12 protein-coding genes are annotated in these 16,852 nt (G+C 65.3%); 5 read left to right on the top strand and 7 right to left on the bottom strand.

All coding sequences use genetic code 11. From position 1 onward, the window contains the following. Positions 1 to 99 precede the first annotated feature (99 nt). Entirely contained in the window at positions 100 to 2,487 is a 2,388-nt protein-coding gene (locus tag DMX06_RS05605; RefSeq protein WP_110735409.1) for a TonB-dependent siderophore receptor, read from the top strand. Between the two features lie 126 nt (positions 2,488 to 2,613). On the opposite strand, the gene DMX06_RS05600 is transcribed toward DMX06_RS05605, so the two are convergent. Beyond that, positions 2,614 to 4,005 carry an L-cystine transporter gene (locus DMX06_RS05600; protein ID WP_110735407.1) on the bottom strand — a complete coding sequence of 464 codons (1,392 nt, stop codon included), beginning with the start codon at positions 4,003 to 4,005 and terminating at the stop codon, positions 2,614 to 2,616. A gap of 247 nt (positions 4,006 to 4,252) precedes the next feature. Here DMX06_RS05600 and DMX06_RS05595 point away from each other — a divergent pair, with 247 nt between their 5' ends. Then, entirely contained in the window at positions 4,253 to 5,308 is a 1,056-nt protein-coding gene (locus DMX06_RS05595; RefSeq protein WP_181427783.1) for a haloacid dehalogenase-like hydrolase, read from the top strand. 75 nt (positions 5,309 to 5,383) lie between these two features. Here DMX06_RS05595 and ilvD read toward each other — a convergent pair whose 3' ends face one another. Continuing rightward, on the bottom strand, positions 5,384 to 7,225 hold the full coding sequence (gene ilvD, locus DMX06_RS05590) for a dihydroxy-acid dehydratase (protein ID WP_110735403.1): 1,842 nt from the start codon (positions 7,223 to 7,225) through the stop codon (positions 5,384 to 5,386). Positions 7,226 to 7,543: 318 nt separating this feature from the next. On the opposite strand from ilvD, the gene DMX06_RS05585 reads away from it, so the two are divergent. Continuing rightward, positions 7,544 to 9,220: a DUF4153 domain-containing protein gene (locus tag DMX06_RS05585; protein ID WP_110735401.1), complete on the top strand. Its 1,677-nt coding sequence runs from the start codon at positions 7,544 to 7,546 to the stop codon at positions 9,218 to 9,220. A 70-nt stretch (positions 9,221 to 9,290) separates the two neighbouring features. Here the strand turns inward: DMX06_RS05585 and DMX06_RS05580 are convergent, their stop codons facing one another. Next, positions 9,291 to 10,487 (bottom strand): class I SAM-dependent rRNA methyltransferase, encoded by a 1,197-nt coding sequence (locus tag DMX06_RS05580; RefSeq protein WP_110735399.1) that lies wholly within the window; start codon positions 10,485 to 10,487, stop codon positions 9,291 to 9,293. A 231-nt stretch (positions 10,488 to 10,718) separates the two neighbouring features. Between DMX06_RS05580 and DMX06_RS05575 the strand changes: the two genes are divergently transcribed. After that, positions 10,719 to 11,537 carry an HDOD domain-containing protein gene (locus tag DMX06_RS05575; protein ID WP_181427787.1) on the top strand — a complete coding sequence of 273 codons (819 nt, stop codon included), beginning with the start codon at positions 10,719 to 10,721 and terminating at the stop codon, positions 11,535 to 11,537. Positions 11,538 to 11,540: 3 nt separating this feature from the next. Further along, entirely contained in the window at positions 11,541 to 12,353 is an 813-nt protein-coding gene (mutM, locus tag DMX06_RS05570) for a bifunctional DNA-formamidopyrimidine glycosylase/DNA-(apurinic or apyrimidinic site) lyase (RefSeq protein WP_110735395.1), read from the top strand. Between the two features lie 249 nt (positions 12,354 to 12,602). On the opposite strand, the gene ggt is transcribed toward mutM, so the two are convergent. The 4 genes from ggt to DMX06_RS05550 form a co-directional block, all read right to left on the bottom strand. Then, positions 12,603 to 14,285, bottom strand: a complete 1,683-nt coding sequence (gene ggt / locus DMX06_RS05565; RefSeq protein WP_110735393.1) for a gamma-glutamyltransferase — start codon at positions 14,283 to 14,285, stop codon at positions 12,603 to 12,605. Next, positions 14,285 to 14,536, bottom strand: a complete 252-nt coding sequence (locus tag DMX06_RS05560) for a YfhL family 4Fe-4S dicluster ferredoxin (protein WP_011531711.1) — start codon at positions 14,534 to 14,536, stop codon at positions 14,285 to 14,287. Before DMX06_RS05560 ends, ggt begins: the two co-directional genes overlap by 1 nt. Before the next feature lie 109 nt (positions 14,537 to 14,645). After that, positions 14,646 to 15,125: a pantetheine-phosphate adenylyltransferase gene (gene coaD / locus DMX06_RS05555; RefSeq protein ID WP_028689146.1), complete on the bottom strand. Its 480-nt coding sequence runs from the start codon at positions 15,123 to 15,125 to the stop codon at positions 14,646 to 14,648. Positions 15,126 to 15,236: 111 nt separating this feature from the next. Beyond that, positions 15,237 to 16,835, bottom strand: a complete 1,599-nt coding sequence (locus tag DMX06_RS05550; protein ID WP_110735391.1) for a GMC family oxidoreductase — start codon at positions 16,833 to 16,835, stop codon at positions 15,237 to 15,239. Positions 16,836 to 16,852 lie beyond the last annotated feature (17 nt).

Raw genomic sequence — 16,852 nt, 5'->3', positions numbered from 1 at the left:
GTTCGACCGACGTCCTTGATTTCGTAGGCGCAAATAATAAGCACTCTCAGACGGTGCCGCGCCAGTCGACGACTTGAACGATCTCGGGGAGCCTCACTAATGAAAACTACCGCCACTCGGGCCGTGCTCGGCCTGGCCATCGCGCTTGGCGGCGCCGCGTTGGCCGGACCTGGACAGGTCCACGCCGCCGCCCAGGCGCAGGTCTACCGTTTCGACATTCCGGCGCAGTCACTGGACTCGGCCCTGGCGGCTTTCAGTGCGGTCACCCGGATCCAGGTCCTGGTGCCGGGCGAGTTCACCCAGGGCCTGCGCTCGGCAGGCCTGAGCGGCAGTTATCCACAGGACCAGGCGCTGGCCCGCCTGCTTCAGGGCACCGGCCTGAGCGCCGCCTACATTGACGGTGACAGCGTCACCCTGGAGCGCCATCGCGCTGCCGGCGACAGCGCGATGCAACTGGGCGCGGTGAAGATCGACAGCAGTCAGCTAGGCGCCACCACCGAAGGTTCGGGTTCCTACACCACGGGTGCGCTGACCATCGGCAAGGGCGAGCAGAAGCTCAAGGACATCCCGCAGTCGGTCTCGGTGATGACCCGCCAGCGCCTGGACGACCAGAACATGAACAGCCTGCAAGACGCCATGCGGCAGGTGACCGGCACCACGATCAAGAGCTACAACACCGGCTCCAACCTCAACGATGTCTACATGCGCGGCTTCCCGGTCGACATGGTGCAGGTCGATGGCGTCACCCAGCCCACCGGGCAGGGCGACATGGCCACGGCCTTCGACCTGGCGATGTACGACCGCGTCGAAGTGCTGCGCGGGCCGTCCGGCCTGTACCAGGGCGCGGGCGAGCCCGGCGGCACCATCAACCTGGTGCGCAAGCGGGCGCTGGGGCAGTTCGCCCTGTCCGGCGAGCTGTCGGCGGGCACCTATGACCGCTACCACTCCACGGTGGATGTCACCGGGCCGCTGAACAGCGACGGCAGCCTGCGCGGGCGCTTCGTCACCGCCTACGAGAACAACCAGGCCTTCGTCGACCATGCTCAGAACGAGCGCCCGATGATGTACGGGCGTCTTGAGTACGACCTGTCACCGGCCACCACCCTGACCCTGGGCGGCGCCTACCAGCGCAACAAGTCGGTGCCCGCGTTCGGCCTGCCGGCCTACGACAGCGGCAAGCTGCTCGACGTCAAGCGCTCGACCTTCGTCGACGCAAAGTGGAACGAACTGGACGAGCGGGTCTGGGAAAGCTTCTTCGAGGTCGACCATGCGCTGGACGACGGTGGCCAGTTCAAGACCTCGCTGACCTACCGCGACGCCGAGACGCCGACGCGCGACTTCACCTGGACCGACGGTTCGGTGAATCCCGAGACCGGCGCCAGTTCGGCGGTGGCCTACAACTACTACACCCATATCAAGACCCTGGGCCTGGACAGCTTCGTGACGCGGCCGTTCGAGGCGTTCGGGCGAACCCATGAGCTGACGGTGGGCGCCGACTACCAGCATGTGGACAAGGATTTCCGCTACGGCGGCCGGGAGTACTTCGATATCAACGTGTTCGATCCGGGCAGTATCAACATTCCCAGGATCGACTACGTGATGGACAACGGCAACGCGTCCAAGTCGAACCAGTACGGGCTGTATGCCCGTACCAAGGTCAGCGCCAACGACTGGCTGGATGTGATCCTCGGCAGCCGGGTGATCTGGTTTGACAGCGATGGCCACAACGCCAACCCGTTCTTCAACGAATTCTCCGACCCTCATAGCAGTGTTCGCCGCAAGGTGATCCCCTACGGTGCGCTGGTCGCCAAGCTCACTCCTGAGCTGTCGGCGTATGCCAGTTACACGACCGTGTACAAGCCGCAGACGCAGATGGCCGGCGGCAACAGCACGGTGGCGCCGCGCGAGGGCAAGCAGTATGAACTGGGCCTGAAGCGGGAGTTCTTCGACGGTCGCCTGAACGGCAGCGTGTCGGTGTTTCGCATCTACGACGAGAACCGCGCCCAGCAGATTGGCCAGACGCCGTTCTACGAGGCCCAGGCCAAGGTGCGCAGTCAGGGTTGGGAAACCGAGCTGTCCGGCAACCTGACCGACAACTGGAGCGTCAGCACCGGCTACGCCTTCACCCGCCTGGAGTCGGGGCGCCAGGCCGACTATCAGGGCATCAGCATCACGCCCAAGCACAACTTCAACGTGTGGACGCGCTATGCGTTCGCCGATGGGCCGTTGGAAGGGTTCAGTGTCGGTGGCGGCGTGCGGGTGGTCAGTTCCACCTACTACACGCGCAATGGCGTGGACTTCGTCCAGGGCGGCTACAGCGTGGCCACGGCGCAGGTGGGGTATCGATTCAACAAGCATCTGTCGGCGACGCTGACCGCCAACAACCTGTTCGACCGGGTGTACTACGAGCGTGTGGACAGTGCGTGGGGCTCGAACTTCTATGGCGAGCCGCGCAACTTCACGTTGTCGTTGCGGGCGGCGTACTGAGCCTGAATCGCCGGGGCTGCTTTGCAGCCCTTTCGCGGCACAAGGCCGCTCCTACAGAGGATCGCGATCCCCTTGTAGGAGCGGCCTTGTGCCGCGAAAGGGGCGCAAAGCGCCCCCAGCGATTTATCAGGAATGACTCAACTCGGCATGCTCATCCCCGCTCAGCACCTGCTGGTCGGTCTGCTTGAGCAACTGGCTGGTAACCACCCCAGCCGTCATCGAACCATTCACGTTCAGCGCCGTACGCCCCATGTCGATCAGCGGCTCCACCGAGATCAGCAAGGCCACCAGTTCCACCGGCAAGCCCATGGCTGGCAGCACGATCAGCGCGGCGAAGGTCGCGCCGCCACCCACGCCGGCCACACCGGCCGAGCTGAGGGTGACGATGGCCACCAGCGTGGCGATCCACAGCGGGTCGAAGGTGTCGATGCCCACGGCTGGAGCCACCATCACCGCGAGCATCGCCGGGTACAGGCCGGCGCAGCCGTTCTGTCCGATGGTCGCGCCGAACGAGGCGCTGAAGCTGGCGATCGACTGCGGCACGCCCAGGCGCTGCGTCTGCGCCTCGATGTTCAGCGGAATGCTGGCGGCGCTGGAGCGGCTGGTGAAGGCGAAGGTCAGTACCGGCCACACCTTGCGCAGGAAGCGCAGGGGGCTGACGCCGGTCAGCGCCAGGATCACCCCGTGGACCACGAACATCAGGCCCAGGCCGATGTACGACACCACCACGAAACTGCCCAGCTTGAGGATGTCCTCGAGGTTAGAACTGGCCACCACCTTGGTCATCAAGGCCAGTACGCCATAGGGGGTGAGTTTCATCACCAGGCGCACCAGGCGCATCACCCAGGCCTGCAGCACATCGATGGCCGACAGGGCGCGCTCACCCTTGTCCTTGTCGTCCTTGACCAGTTGCAACGCGGCAATGCCGAGGAACACAGCGAAGATCACCACGCTGATGATCGAGGTCGGCTTGGCCCGGGCCAGGTCGCCTACCGGGTTGCTCGGGATGAACGACAGCAGCAGCTGCGGGATGTTGAGGTCGGCGACCTTGCCCGCGTAGTCGTTGTGGATGGCCTGCAGGCGGGCGCTTTCCTGGGCGCCGGCCACCAGCCCTTCGGCGTTGAGGCCGAACAGGTTGGTCAGGACAATGCCGATCAGCGCGGCGATGGCGGTGGTCAGCAGCAGGGTGCCGATGCTCAGCACGCTGATCCGGCCCAGGCTCGAGGCGTTGTGCAGGCGCGCCACGGCGCTGAGGATCGAGGCGAAGATCAGCGGCATGACGATCATCTGCAGCAGGCCGACATAGCCGTTACCGACCAGGTCGAGCCAGCCGAGGGTAGCCTTGAGCACCGGGTGGCCGGCGCCATAGATCGTGTGCAGGACCAGGCCGAACACCACGCCCAGCACCAGGCCCAGCAGCACTTTCTTGGCCAGGCTCCAGTCGGTGCGGCGGGTTTGCGCCAGGCCCAGCAGCAGGGCCAGGAACGCCAGCAGGTTGAGTGACAGCGGCAGGTTCATTGAAGCTCCAGGAAAAGGCAAAAGAGGCATCGCCTCTGTGAGCGATTACGAACGGAAATGCTAACAGCCTGAAAACAAACGAATTTATACCTAAAAGTAATTTGCATAGTCGTTTATGGAATAACGTCTGGTCGTTTTTGGCAATGAACATGGCGTTTGCGGTTCTCTCGGGGTCGCTCATGCATGCCTGCTTGTCACAAATCAGGTCTAGGGTTGAGCGGCCACGTCTTTTGGAGAACCGCACATGATGTCTGCTCCGAGAATCCTTGCCGGCGGCCTGGCCCTGCTGATGAGCGCCAGCAGCTGGGCGGCCACCGAGCTGAAACATTGGCCGGCCGAGGCCGCGCAGAAGCTCGACGCGATGATTGCCGCCAATGCCAACAAGGGAAACTACGCGGTGTTCGACATGGACAACACCAGCTATCGCTTCGACCTCGAGGAAGCGCTGCTGCCGTTCATGGAGAACAAGGGCCTGCTGACCCGCGACAAGCTCGACCCCTCGCTCAAGCTGATCCCGTTCAAGGACACCGCCGAGCACAAGGAGAGCCTGTTCAGCTACTACTACCGCCTGTGCGAGCTCGACGACATGGTCTGCTACCCCTGGGTGGCCCAGGTGTTCTCGGGCTTCACCCTCAAGGAGCTGAAGCAGCAGGTCGACGAGCTGATGGCCTCGGGCAAGCCGATCCCCAGTACCTATTTCGAGGGGGATCAGGTCAAGACCATCGAGGTGCAGCCGCCCAAGGTCTTCACCGGCCAGGCCGAGCTGTACAACAAGCTGATGGAGAACGGCATCGAGGTCTATGTGATCTCCGCGGCCTCCGAAGAGCTGGTGCGCATGGTCGCCTCCGATCCCAAGTACGGCTACAACGTCAAACCGCAGAACGTGATCGGCGTGAGCCTGCTGCTCAAGGACCGCGCCAATGGCCAACTGACCACCGCGCGCAAGCAGATCACCGCCGGGCACTACGACCCCAAGGCCAACGAAGGGCTGGAGCTGACGCCTTACTTGTGGACACCGGCCACCTGGATGGCTGGCAAGCAGGCAGCCATCCTGACTTACATCGATGAGTGGAAGAAGCCGGTGCTGGTGGGGGGAGACACCCCGACCAGCGATGGTTACATGCAGTTCCACGGCGTTGACGTGGACAAGGGCGGCATCCACCTGTGGATAAATCGCAAGGCCAAGTACATGGACCAGCTCAACGGCATGATTGCCAAGAACGCGGCGGCCCAGGCCAAGGAGGGGTTGCCGGTGACGGCGGACAAGAACTGGGTGATCGTGACGCCGGAGCAGATTCAGTAGGGTGTCATGGCCTGTCGCGGGCAGGCATAAAAAAACCGGCGCACCAGGCGCCGGTTTCTTATTGCCCTCTGAGCCTCACAGCCCTTCGAGCATCGCCTTGTTGCGCACCGCGCCCTTGTCGGCACTGGTGGCCAGCAGGGCGTAGGCCTTCAAAGCAGTGGTTACTTTACGTGGCCGCACTTCAACCGGTTTCCAGCCCTTCTTGTCCTGCTCGATACGGCGCTCGGCCAGCTCTTCATCGCTGACCAGCAGGTTGATCGAACGGTTGGGGATGTCGATCAGCACCTTGTCGCCATCGCGTACCAGGCCGATGGCGCCGCCCGCTGCCGCTTCCGGCGAGGCGTGGCCGATGGACAGGCCCGAGGTGCCACCGGAGAAGCGGCCGTCGGTGAGCAGGGCGCAGGCCTTGCCCAGGCCCTTGGACTTCAGGTACGAGGTCGGGTAGAGCATCTCCTGCATGCCCGGGCCGCCTTTCGGGCCTTCGTAGCGGATGATGACGATGTCGCCGGCCTTCACTTCGTCGGCGAGGATGCCGCGCACGGCGCTGTCCTGGCTCTCGAAGATCTTCGCGCTGCCTTCGAATACATGGATCGACTCATCGACACCGGCGGTCTTCACCACGCAGCCGTCCAGGGCGATGTTGCCGTACAGCACGGCCAGGCCGCCTTCCTGCGAGTAGGCGTGCTCGAAGCTGCGGATGCAGCCGTTCTCGCGGTCGTCGTCCAGGGTTTCCCAGCGGGTCGACTGGCTGAACGCGGTCTGGGTCGGGATGCCGGCCGGGCCTGCCTTGAAGAAGGTGTGTACGGCTTCGTCATCGGTCTGGGTGATGTCCCACTTGGCGATGGCCTCCTCCATGCTTGGGCTGTGCACCGTCGGCAGGTCGGTGTGCAGCAGGCCGCCACGGGCCAGCGAGCCGAGGATGCTGAAGATGCCGCCGGCGCGGTGTACGTCTTCCATGTGGTACTTCTGGATGTTCGGCGCCACCTTGCACAGCTGCGGCACCTTGCGCGACAGGCGATCGATGTCGCGCAGGTCGAAGTCCACCTCGCCCTCCTGGGCCGCGGCCAGCAGGTGCAGGATGGTGTTGGTCGAACCGCCCATGGCGATGTCGAGCATCATGGCGTTCTCGAACGCCTTGAAGTTGGCGATGCTGCGCGGCAGCACCGACTCGTCGTTCTCGCCGTAGTAGCGTTTGCACAGCTCGACGATGGTGCGGCCAGCAGTGAGGAACAGCTGTTCGCGGTCCGAGTGGGTGGCCAGGGTCGAGCCGTTGCCCGGCAGGGCCAGACCCAGGGCCTCGGTCAGGCAGTTCATCGAGTTGGCGGTGAACATGCCGGAGCACGAACCGCAGGTCGGGCAGGCGCTGCGCTCGTACTCGGCGACTTTCTCGTCGCTGGCGGTGGAGTCGGCGGCGATGACCATGGCGTCGACCAGGTCCAGGCCGTGGCTGGCCAGCTTGGTCTTGCCGGCTTCCATCGGGCCGCCGGAGACGAAGATCACCGGGATGTTCAGGCGCAGGGCGGCCATCAGCATGCCGGGGGTGATCTTGTCGCAGTTGGAGATGCAGACGATGGCGTCGGCGCAGTGGGCGTTGACCATGTACTCGACGGCGTCGGCGATGATCTCGCGGCTGGGCAGCGAGTACAGCATGCCGTCGTGGCCCATGGCGATGCCGTCATCCACGGCGATGGTGTTGAACTCTTTCGCCACGCCACCGGCGCGTTCGATCTCGCGGGCGACCAGCTGGCCCAGGTCCTTCAGGTGTACGTGCCCCGGGACGAACTGGGTGAACGAGTTGGCGATGGCGATGATCGGTTTCTTGAAGTCTTCGTCCTTCATCCCGGTGGCGCGCCACAGGGCACGGGCACCGGCCATGTTGCGGCCTTGGGTGGAAGTCTTGGAACGATAATCAGGCATGGAGCGCTCCTGGCGGCTAAATCACGTCACGTAAATAGGGAGTGAGCTTCTCTTGTCCTGAAACGCCGAAGGCCGGTTGCCGCTGGCAAGGATGGGGGTCGAAGGACCGCGCGGGATCGCCGCAGGCTCGACCAGAGCTCATAAACCCGCCGGGGATGTCTGGCGATGAATGGCTCGATTCTACACCGCCGCGCCCGGGAGGGAATGGCGTTGTGATAATTGGCTGTCGCCAGCCCGCAAGGTAAAGGCCTTGGCGTGTCCCGGGCGGGTTTGGGTAGACTTGCGCGCTTCCTGTCCCACTGGCCAAAAGGATTTGCAATGCCAGCGCCTAGCCGCTCCTTATTGTTCTACGTCGTCATCGGCCTGATCCAGGGCCTGGTGCTGCTCGCCACCGTGAAGGGGCAGGGCGAGCTGCTCGGCTTCAACCTGTCGGTCGCCCTGTGCGCCGCGGTGGTGGTGGCCGGCGTGAACCTGCAACTGCTCGGCAGCGCGGTGCTGCAGCGTGGCACCGGCTGGCTGGTGCTGGGCCTGACCCTGCTGATCAGTGGGATCAGTGCCTGGGTCCTCGATAGCGGGTGTATGGGCTGGCTGCAGCAGACCTGGTTCCTGGCCGCCGTCGTGCTGGGCTACATAGGCACCGCATTCATTCTTGCCTGGCCGACCCGTGAAGGCGGGCAGCCGCGCTATGAGGACTTGTTCCGGCATGCCTGGAACAACGTGTTCATCCTTTTCCTGGCGCAAATGCTGACCGGCCTGTTCTGGCAGTTGCTGTGGCTGTGTGCGCTGCTGTTCGGCATGCTCGGCATACCGCAGGTCAGGGATGCGGTGGAATCTCCGGTATTTCTCTGGCTGGTGCTGCCGGTGGTGTTCTCCCTGGGGATGCGCATGGGGCGGGAGAACGAAAAGATCATCGGCCTGCTGCGCGGCATCCTGCTGACGCTGTGCCGCTTCCTGTTGCCGCTCAGCGCACTGATCGCCGTGCTGTTCACCCTGACGTTGCCGTTTTCCGGCCTGCAGGCGGTGTGGGACACCGGCTACTCGACCAGCCTCCTGCTGGTGCTGGCAGGCATCAACCTGTTCCTGGTCAACGGGGTATTCCAGGATGGCCGACAAGCCAGCGTCTACCCAGTGCCGCTCAAGCGCCTGGTGGATGCCAGCCTGGTGTGCCTGCCGGTGCTGGTGGGCCTGGCGGCCTACGCGAGCTGGTTGCGCATCGATCAGTACGGTTTGACACCTTCACGGATCCTGGCTGTGTTGCTGGTGAGCGTGATGCTGGTACATGGCTTGGCGGCGGTATGGGCGGTGGTGACTTCGCGCCGGGGCTGGCTGAACAGTCTGCGCGTGAGCAATCCGTGGATTGCCCTGCTCAGCGCGTTGCTGGTGGTGCTGTTCTACACGCCGTTGCTCGACCCGCAGGCATTGAGTGCGAAGCATCAGGTCGAGCGCCTGCTCGACGGACGCACGCCGATCACCGAGTTCGATGTCGGGACCTTGTACCGCGACCTCGGTCAGTCAGGGCGTGCAGCCTTCGAGCAGCTCGAGAAACGGCTGGAAACGGATGAGCTGTTCGATGCGGGCCGCCGCGCGCAATTGCTGGGGTTGATGGCGCAGGTGCGTCGGCCGGAAGTGGTCGAAACCCATGGTCCGAAGTTCGAGTGGCTGGGGCCCGTGCAATCCACCAGCGAGTCACTGGCCGACTCGACCCTTGGGCAAAGCCAGTGCGGTGGCAAGGGATGCTACTTGTGGGCGGTCGATCTGGATGGTGATGGGCACAATGAAGTGCTGATGATCCCCCGGCACACCTATGCATCGAGTGTGTTCGTGTTCACCTGGGAGGAGCGCGAGTGGCGTGAGGTGGGCAGCCTGAGCGGCAGCATGGAAAACCTCGAAGGCCTGGCCAAGGGCATTCGCGAGGGCGCGGTGAAACTGGTGGCTCCGCGTTACAAGACGCTCAGTATCGATGGCCAGGAGCTGGTGCCGGACTTCAGGCGATAGCGGTTGGCGCGCACGAGAGTGACCGTTTGAGGGAGCAGGGGCCGCAGAGCGGCCCCGGAACAAACACCGCTTAGCTGTTGGGCAGCAACCGGCAGGTGATGCTCTTGATGTAGCGGGTTTCGGCAATGGCCGGGTGTACCGGATGGTCCGGGCCCTGGCCGCCGCGCTCGAGCAGTTGCAGGTTGCGGTCCAGGTGGCGGGCGCTGGTCAGCAGGATGTTGTTCAGATCGTCCTCGGGCAGGTGCATCGAGCACGAGGCGCTGACCAGGATGCCGTCCTTGGTGAGCATGCGCATGGCCTGTTCGTTGAGGCGACGGTAGGCGGCCTCGCCGTTTTTCAGGTCCTTCTTGCGCTTGATGAAGGCGGGCGGGTCGGCAATGATCACGTCGAAACGCTCTTCGGCGGCCTTCAGCTCGCGCAGGGCCTCGAACACGTCGCCTTCGATGCAGGTCAGCTTCTCGCTGATGCCGTTCAGCGCAGCGTTGCGCTCGACACCGTCAAGAGCGAAGCCGGAGGCATCCACGCAGAACACTTCGCTGGCGCCGAACGCGCCGGCCTGCACGCCCCAGCCACCGATGTAGCTGAACAGGTCGAGTACGCGCTTGCCCTTGACGTAGGGGGCCAGGCGGGCGCGGTTCATGCGGTGGTCGTAGAACCAGCCGGTCTTCTGGCCTTCGCGAACCGGAGCCTCGAACTTCACGCCGTTCTCTTCCAGCGCGACCCAGTCCGGCACTTCGCCGTAGACGGTCTCGACATAGCGGCCGAGACCTTCGGCGTCACGGGCGGCGGAGTCGTTCTTGAACAGGATGCCGCTCGGCTTCAGGACCTGGACCAGGGCGGCGATGACGTCGTCCTTGTGCGCTTCCATGGTGGCCGAGGCCAGTTGCACCACGAGGATGTCGAAGAAGCGGTCGACCACCAGGCCCGGCAGCAGGTCGGAGTCGCCGTAGACCAGGCGGTAGCAAGGCTTGTCGAACAGGCGCTCGCGCAGCGACAGGGCGACGTTCAGGCGGTGCACCAGCAGCGACTTGTCCAGCGGCAGCTTGACGTCGCGCGACAGCAGGCGGGCGCAGATCAGGTTGTTCGGGCTCATGGCCACCACGCCCAGGGGCTTGCCGTTGGCGGCTTCGAGAATGGCCTGCTGGCCGGCCTTCAGGCTCTGCAGCGGGGTCGCGGCGACGTCGACTTCATTGCTGTAGACCCACAGGTGGCCGGCGCGCAGGCGGCGGTCGGCATTGGCTTTGAGGCGAAGGCTGGGCAGGGACATGACGTCGCTCCGGGAAAAAAGAGCGGGAGTATACCGTGTTGGCCTCAGGTTCGCTGGTGGGTGCGACCAAGTGGTTCGCGCCCACGGCTAAAGAAATTCTTGGATCCAACGATCCACTGATAGTTACCCTGCCGGCGTACAGGGTTAGAATCCCCCGTCCCCAGCGAGAATGCACGAATGTCCCAGGAACTTACCGCCGAACAGATCCAGCAAGCCCTGCAGGGCATCACCATCCCGCCGCAGCCGCAGATCATGGTCGACCTGCAGTTCGAGCAGTACATGCCCGACCCGGACCTGGAGACCATCGCCAAGCTGATCAGCCAGGATCCGGGGCTTTCCGGGGCCCTGCTGAAGTTGGTCAATTCGGCGCAGTTCGGCCTGGCGAACAAGATCGGTTCGATCCAGCGCGCCGTGAACCTGCTGGGCAGCCGTTCGATCATCAACCTGATCAACGCCCAGTCGATCAGGGGTGAGATGACCGACGAGACCATCGTCACCCTCAACCCGTTCTGGGACACCGCCCAGGACGTGGCCATGACCTGCCTGACCCTGGCCAAGCGCACCGGCATCCAGGCGGTGGATGAGGCCTACACCCTGGGCCTGTTCCACGACTGCGGCGTGCCGCTGATGCACAAGCGCTTCCCCAACTACATGGAAGTGCTGGAAGAGTCCTACGCCAAGGCCAATGACGAGATCCGCGTGGTGGACACCGAGAACCGCGTGTTCAACACCAACCACTCGGTGGTCGGCTACTTCACCGCCAAGTCCTGGCGCCTGCCGGAGCACATCAGCGCCGCCATCGCCAACCACCACAACGCCCTGGCGGTGTTCCGCGACGAGTCCTCGCGCAATACCCAGACCCAGCTGAAGAACCTGTTGGCGGTGCTGAAGATGTCCGAGCACATCTGCGCGTCCTACCGCGTGCTGGGCAATCAGACTGTGGACCATGAGTGGGAAGTGGTCGGGCCGCTGGTGCTGGATTACATCGGCCTGACCGATTACGACTTCGAGCAGCTCAAGCAGAACATCCGCGAAATGGGCGGGCACTGAGCCATGCCGGAACTGCCAGAGGTCGAGACGACGCGGCGCGGCATCGCGCCCCACCTGGAAGGGCAGCGGGTCAGCCGCGTGGTGGTGCGCGACCGGCGCCTGCGCTGGCCGATCCCGGAAGATCTCGACGTGCGCCTGTCGGGCCAGCGCATCGTCAGCGTCGAGCGCCGCGCCAAGTATCTGCTGATCAACGCCGAGGTCGGGACCTTGATCAGCCACCTGGGCATGTCGGGCAACCTGCGTCTGGTCGAGCTGGGCTTGCCAGCGGCCAAGCACGAACATGTGGATATCGAGCTCGAGTCGGGGCTGATGCTGCGCTACACCGATCCGCGCCGCTTCGGGGCCATGCTCTGGAGCCTCGATCCGCTCAACCACGAACTGTTGATCCGGCTGGGGCCGGAGCCGCTGACCGACCTGTTCGACGGCGAGCGGCTGTTCCAGCTGTCGCGGGGACGGTCGATGGCGGTCAAGCCGTTCATCATGGACAACGCGGTGGTGGTGGGGGTGGGTAACATCTACGCGACCGAAGCGCTGTTCGCCGCCGGGATCGACCCGCGCCGCGAGGCGGGCGGTATCTCCCGGGCCCGTTACCTGAAGCTGGCGATCGAGATAAAGCGGGTGCTGGCAGCGGCCATCGAGCAGGGCGGCACCACCTTGCGCGACTTCATCGGTGGCGATGGCCAGCCGGGGTACTTCCAGCAGGAACTGTCCGTCTATGGACGCGGGGGCCAGCCTTGCAAGCTGTGTGGTACCGAGCTGCGCGAAGTGAAACTGGGGCAGCGGGCGAGCGTGTTCTGCCCGAAATGCCAACGTTAGCGTCAGCGCTGAACCTTTGGGAGTAACTGTCCAGCAGAGTATTCGTAGATTACGTTTGCCCTGTGGGAGCGGCCTTGTGTCGCGAAAGGGCCGCAAAGCGGCCCCGGCGATCTTTGCATTGACACTGAGATCCTGGGGCCGCTACGCAGCCCTTTCGCGACACAAGGCCGCTCCCACAGGGACTCTGCAGCCTGATGGCGCAGCATGCAATCTGTAAGAGCCGGCTTGCGGACGATAGGGCGAGAAGGCTCAGTTACCTGTTGCTGCCTGCCCTACACCCCTGGGATCACTGGCCGCCTCCACGGTCCCGCCAGCCTTGTCCCAATACAGCACCTGCTGATTCCCGTACTGGCGCCCGATATCCTTCAGCCGATACCCACGCCCTTCAAGCTCGGCCTTCTGCCCTGCATTGAATGTCCCCGGCTCATGTTCCACCACATCCGGCAGGTACTGATGGTGATAACGCGGTGTCGCCGGCCATTCGGCCACCGGCCGGCCTTCCAGGAACCCCAGCACCGACAGCACCACCATGCTCGGAATCCGGCTGCCGCCCGGGGTGCCGAAGCTGGCGAACTGGCTCGGGCTTTCGATAAAGGTCGGGCTCATGCTCGACAAGGGCCGCTTGCCCGCCGCCACCGCGTTGGCCTGGCTGCCGGCCAACCCATAGCTGTTGCTGCCGGTGGGGTCGGCGGCGAAGTCGTCCATCTCGTTGTTCAGCACCACGCCGGTGCCGGGCACGCTGAATGCTGCGCCGAACGGCAGGTTGACCGAGAGCGTGGCGGACACGGCATTGCCGTGCGCGTCGATCACCGTGAAGTGGGTGGTGTGGTCGCCCTCGCGCCAGGCGGGTGACGGCGGCAGGGCGCTGCTGGGGGTGGCCTGGTGCACGTCGATGCTGTCGGCCAGGCCGGTCAGGTACTGGCGCGCCAGCAGGCGGTTGATGGGGTTGGCGATGTAGTCCGGGTCGCCCAGCAGCCCGCGGTCGCGGTAGGCCCGGCGCAGCACTTCGATCACATAATGGCTGCGCTGCACGGGCTCGGCGCTCTGCCAGGGCAGGCGCTGGAGCATGGCCAGGCTCTGGGCCAGGGCCACGCCACCGGCTGAGGGCGGCGGACTGCTGATCAGCTCGCGCTGGTCGGCCAGCTGATAACGCAGCGGCTCGCGCCAGGCAGTGTGGTAGCCGGCGAGGTCATCGAGGGTCCAGACGCCGCCGGCCTGGCGCACGCCTTCGACCAGGCGCTGGGCCGTCGGGCCACGGTAGAAACCGTCGCGCCCATGCTCGGCCATGGCCTGCAGGGTCGCGGCCAGTTCCTGCTGGCGAATCACCGTGCCGAGCGCCGGTACGTCGTTGCCGGCGAGGAACAACCGGGCGCTTTCGGCATTGTCGCGCAGGGCGCTCAGGCGCATGGTCGCGCGGTCGCGGTAGATGCGGTCGACGGCAAAGCCCTGGTTGGCCAGGCGGATGGCCGGGGCCAGGCTGTCCTTGAGCGGCAGCCTGCCGTGGGTCGCGGCCAGGTCGGCCAGCGCCTGGGGCAGGCCGGGGATGGCCGCGGCCAGTGGGCCATTGACCGACAGGCCCGGCTGCAGCTGGCCGTCCTTGAGGTACATGTCGGCCCGGGCGGCGGCCGGGGCGCGCTCGCGGGCGTCGAGGAAGGCATAGCGTGGGCTGTCGGCGCTCTCGCGCAGCAGGAAGAACCCGCCACCGCCAAGGCCGGAGCCATAGGGCTCGACAACGGCCAGCGTGGCGCCGATGGCCACGGCGGCATCGAAGGCGTTGCCGCCCTGCTGCAGGATCTGTCTTGCCGCCGCGGTGGCTTCACCGTGCGGGCTGGCGATCGCCGCCTGGCCTGGCCCGGCGGCCAGGGCGCCAGGGGCCAGCAGCGCCAGGAGGGCGCCGAGGGCTGCGTGGCGAAGCGCGGCGACGAACGGCATCAGGCCTTGCCGGTGATCCGGCGGTACTTGGCCATCAGCTCGTCTTCGGTCTCCGGGTGGGCTTCATCCAGGGGGATGCAGTCCACCGGGCAGACCTGCTGGCACTGGGGCTCGTCGTAGTGGCCGACGCACTGGGTGCACAGGTTCGGGTCGATCACGTAGATCTCTTCGCCTTGCGAGATGGCGGCGTTCGGGCACTCGGGTTCGCAGACGTCGCAGTTGATGCAATCGTCGGTGATGATCAGGGACATGGGGACTCCGGCCGGGGCGTTGGGCCCGGGCATGTTTCAAAGCGATGGGCACAATTGTGCCGGATTCGCGCCCGCAGTGCACGCGGGCGCGACATCGTGACCGCGAGGCTTACTTGCGGAAGCGCTCAGTCAGCGCGTCGGCCACGGCAGGGTGGACGAACTTGCTGATATCGCCGCCCAACGCGGCGATTTCCCGGACCAACGTCGAGGAAATGAACGAATAGCGCTCGGACGGCGTGAGGAATAGGCTCTCGACGTCCGGCGCCAGCTGGCGGTTCATGTTGGCCAGCTGGAACTCGTACTCGAAGTCGGACACCGCGCGCAGGCCGCGCAGGAAGACATTGGCGTTCTGCTCCTTGGCGAAATGCGCCAGTAGCGAGGAGAAGCCGATGACTTCGACATTGGGCAGGTGCTTGGTGACCTCGCGGGCCAGCGCTACCCGCTGTTCCAGGGGGAACAGGGGGTTCTTCTTGGGGCTGGCCGCCACGGCGATGATCACGTGGTCGAACAGGCGCGAAGCGCGCTCGACCAGGTCGCCATGGCCTTTGGTAATGGGGTCGAAAGTACCCGGGTACAACACTCGGTTCATCGCGTCATCCTGGCTGGAGTGCGTTGGGGAGTCGGATGGTAGCGCAGCGATTGCGCCCGGCCAAGTCGCGTGGCTGGTCGATGGCACTATAGACAGCATGGCTATTGGCTGTCATGCGCCGAGTGCCAGGCGGCCGACCAGCGCCTCGCTGAGCAGGGCGGTCAGGGCATAGACCGACAGCTGCGGGTTGGCGCCGATGCTGGTGGGGAACAGCGAACCGTCGTGGACCGACAGGTTTTCCAGCTGGTGATGCCGACCCAGGCTGTCGCACACCGCCTGGCGCGGGTCCTCGCCCAGGGCGCAGCCGCCCATGACATGGGCGCTGCCCAGGCGCATGCGAAACAGTTCCAGGGGCAGGTTGTCGATCAACGCCTTGGCGTGTTCCGGGTTATCGACATACCGGGCATCGCCATGCACCGGCAGCACCCGTCGAGCCCCGGCGGCGAACTGGATCTGCGCCATGCTGTGCCAGGCCCGGCGCAGCCCGTCGCGCAGGTAGTCGTTGACCGGGTAGTCGAGCACCGGCGAGCCATCGTCACGCAACTCCACCTGGCCGCCGGGGCTGTCCGGGTGGAAACCATCGCGCAGCAGCGCCAGCATCACGTGGGTATGGGGCAGCTCGGCCATGCGCAGGGCATTGTCCTGGCCATGGCCGCCGAGCAGGGTGCTGGCCAGGGCCGGGTGCAGTGGCGGGACTTCGAGCTTGTAGCCGACCGGGCCGGCGACGCCGTCCCGCCACTGGAACTGGTCGCTGTAGATCGACTGCGGCGCGCCGTAGTACGGGTCGATCTTCGCCTCGAACTGCGCGGCACTGAAGTTGACCAGGTGCAGGAAGGTGCGCTTGCCCAGGCGCCGGTAGGGGTCGGGCGCGTCGGAGCGCAGCAGCAGCGCCGGGCTGTTGATGCCGCCGCCGGCCAGTACGTAATGACGGGCGCGCACCCGCACCTGGCGGCCCGTGGGCTGGACCCCCTGGGTGTCCAGGGCCTGGCATTGCAGGTGGTCGATGCGTTGGCCGTCGTGGCTGAAGCGCTCGGCGCGGGCCAGGTAGAGAAGCTCGCCGCCTTGCTCGAGGGTGGCGGGAATGCTGGTGACCAGCATCGACTGCTTGGCGTTGACAGGGCAGCCCATGCCGCAGTAACCCAGGTTCCAGCAGCCGCGCACGTTGCGCGGGATCACCGCCCAGCGCAGGCCGAGTGCCTCGCAGCCGCGCCGCAACACGTCGTTGTTGGCATTGGGCGGCATCATCCAGGGGCTGATGCCCAGGTGCTGCTCCATGCGTTCGAACCAGGGCTTCAGGCTGTCGCTGTCCAGGCCCTTGACCCCATGTTCACGGGCCCAGTGCTCCAGGGTCTGCGGCGGCGTGCGGAAACTTGAGGTCCAGTTGACCAGGGTGGTGCCGCCCACCGCCCGGCCCTGCAGGATGGTGATGGCGCCATCCTTGCTCAGGCGGCCCAGCCCCTCCTGGTAGAGATCGGCATAGGCCTCGTGCTCCAGCAGTTGAAAGTCGCTGCTGGTTCTCAGCGGGCCTTCCTCGATCAGCAGTACCTTCAGGCCGGCCGCGCTCAGCCGTTCGGCGGTTGTGGCGCCGCCCGCGCCGCTGCCGATCACGGCGACGTCGGCTTCCAGGCTCAGGTCCTGCTCCAGGCGCGAGCCATCGTGGGTGATCCAGCCTCGTTCAAGGCCTTGGCGAAACGGGTCGGGGACGGGCATTTGGCGATGCTCTTGTC

This window comes from Pseudomonas mosselii (assembly GCF_003205295.1).
GTDB lineage: Bacteria > Pseudomonadota > Gammaproteobacteria > Pseudomonadales > Pseudomonadaceae > Aquipseudomonas > Aquipseudomonas mosselii_B.
Note: the sequence above shows the minus strand (reverse complement) of the source record. Positions and strands in the feature narration are given on the sequence as shown.

Coding starts and splice junctions, on each gene's coding strand:
- ggt (WP_110735393.1), bottom strand. CDS start 14,285: ATGCCGTTCGTCGCCGCGCTTCGCCACGCAGCCCTCGGCGCCCTCCTG.
- DMX06_RS05580 (WP_110735399.1), bottom strand. CDS start 10,487: ATGTCCCTGCCCAGCCTTCGCCTCAAAGCCAATGCCGACCGCCGCCTG.
- mutM (WP_110735395.1), top strand. CDS start 11,541: ATGCCGGAACTGCCAGAGGTCGAGACGACGCGGCGCGGCATCGCGCCC.
- DMX06_RS05550 (WP_110735391.1), bottom strand. CDS start 16,835: ATGCCCGTCCCCGACCCGTTTCGCCAAGGCCTTGAACGAGGCTGGATC.
- DMX06_RS05600 (WP_110735407.1), bottom strand. CDS start 4,005: ATGAACCTGCCGCTGTCACTCAACCTGCTGGCGTTCCTGGCCCTGCTG.
- DMX06_RS05595 (WP_181427783.1), top strand. CDS start 4,253: ATGTCTGCTCCGAGAATCCTTGCCGGCGGCCTGGCCCTGCTGATGAGC.
- ilvD (WP_110735403.1), bottom strand. CDS start 7,225: ATGCCTGATTATCGTTCCAAGACTTCCACCCAAGGCCGCAACATGGCC.
- DMX06_RS05560 (WP_011531711.1), bottom strand. CDS start 14,536: ATGTCCCTGATCATCACCGACGATTGCATCAACTGCGACGTCTGCGAA.
- coaD (WP_028689146.1), bottom strand. CDS start 15,125: ATGAACCGAGTGTTGTACCCGGGTACTTTCGACCCCATTACCAAAGGC.
- DMX06_RS05585 (WP_110735401.1), top strand. CDS start 7,544: ATGCCAGCGCCTAGCCGCTCCTTATTGTTCTACGTCGTCATCGGCCTG.
- DMX06_RS05605 (WP_110735409.1), top strand. CDS start 100: ATGAAAACTACCGCCACTCGGGCCGTGCTCGGCCTGGCCATCGCGCTT.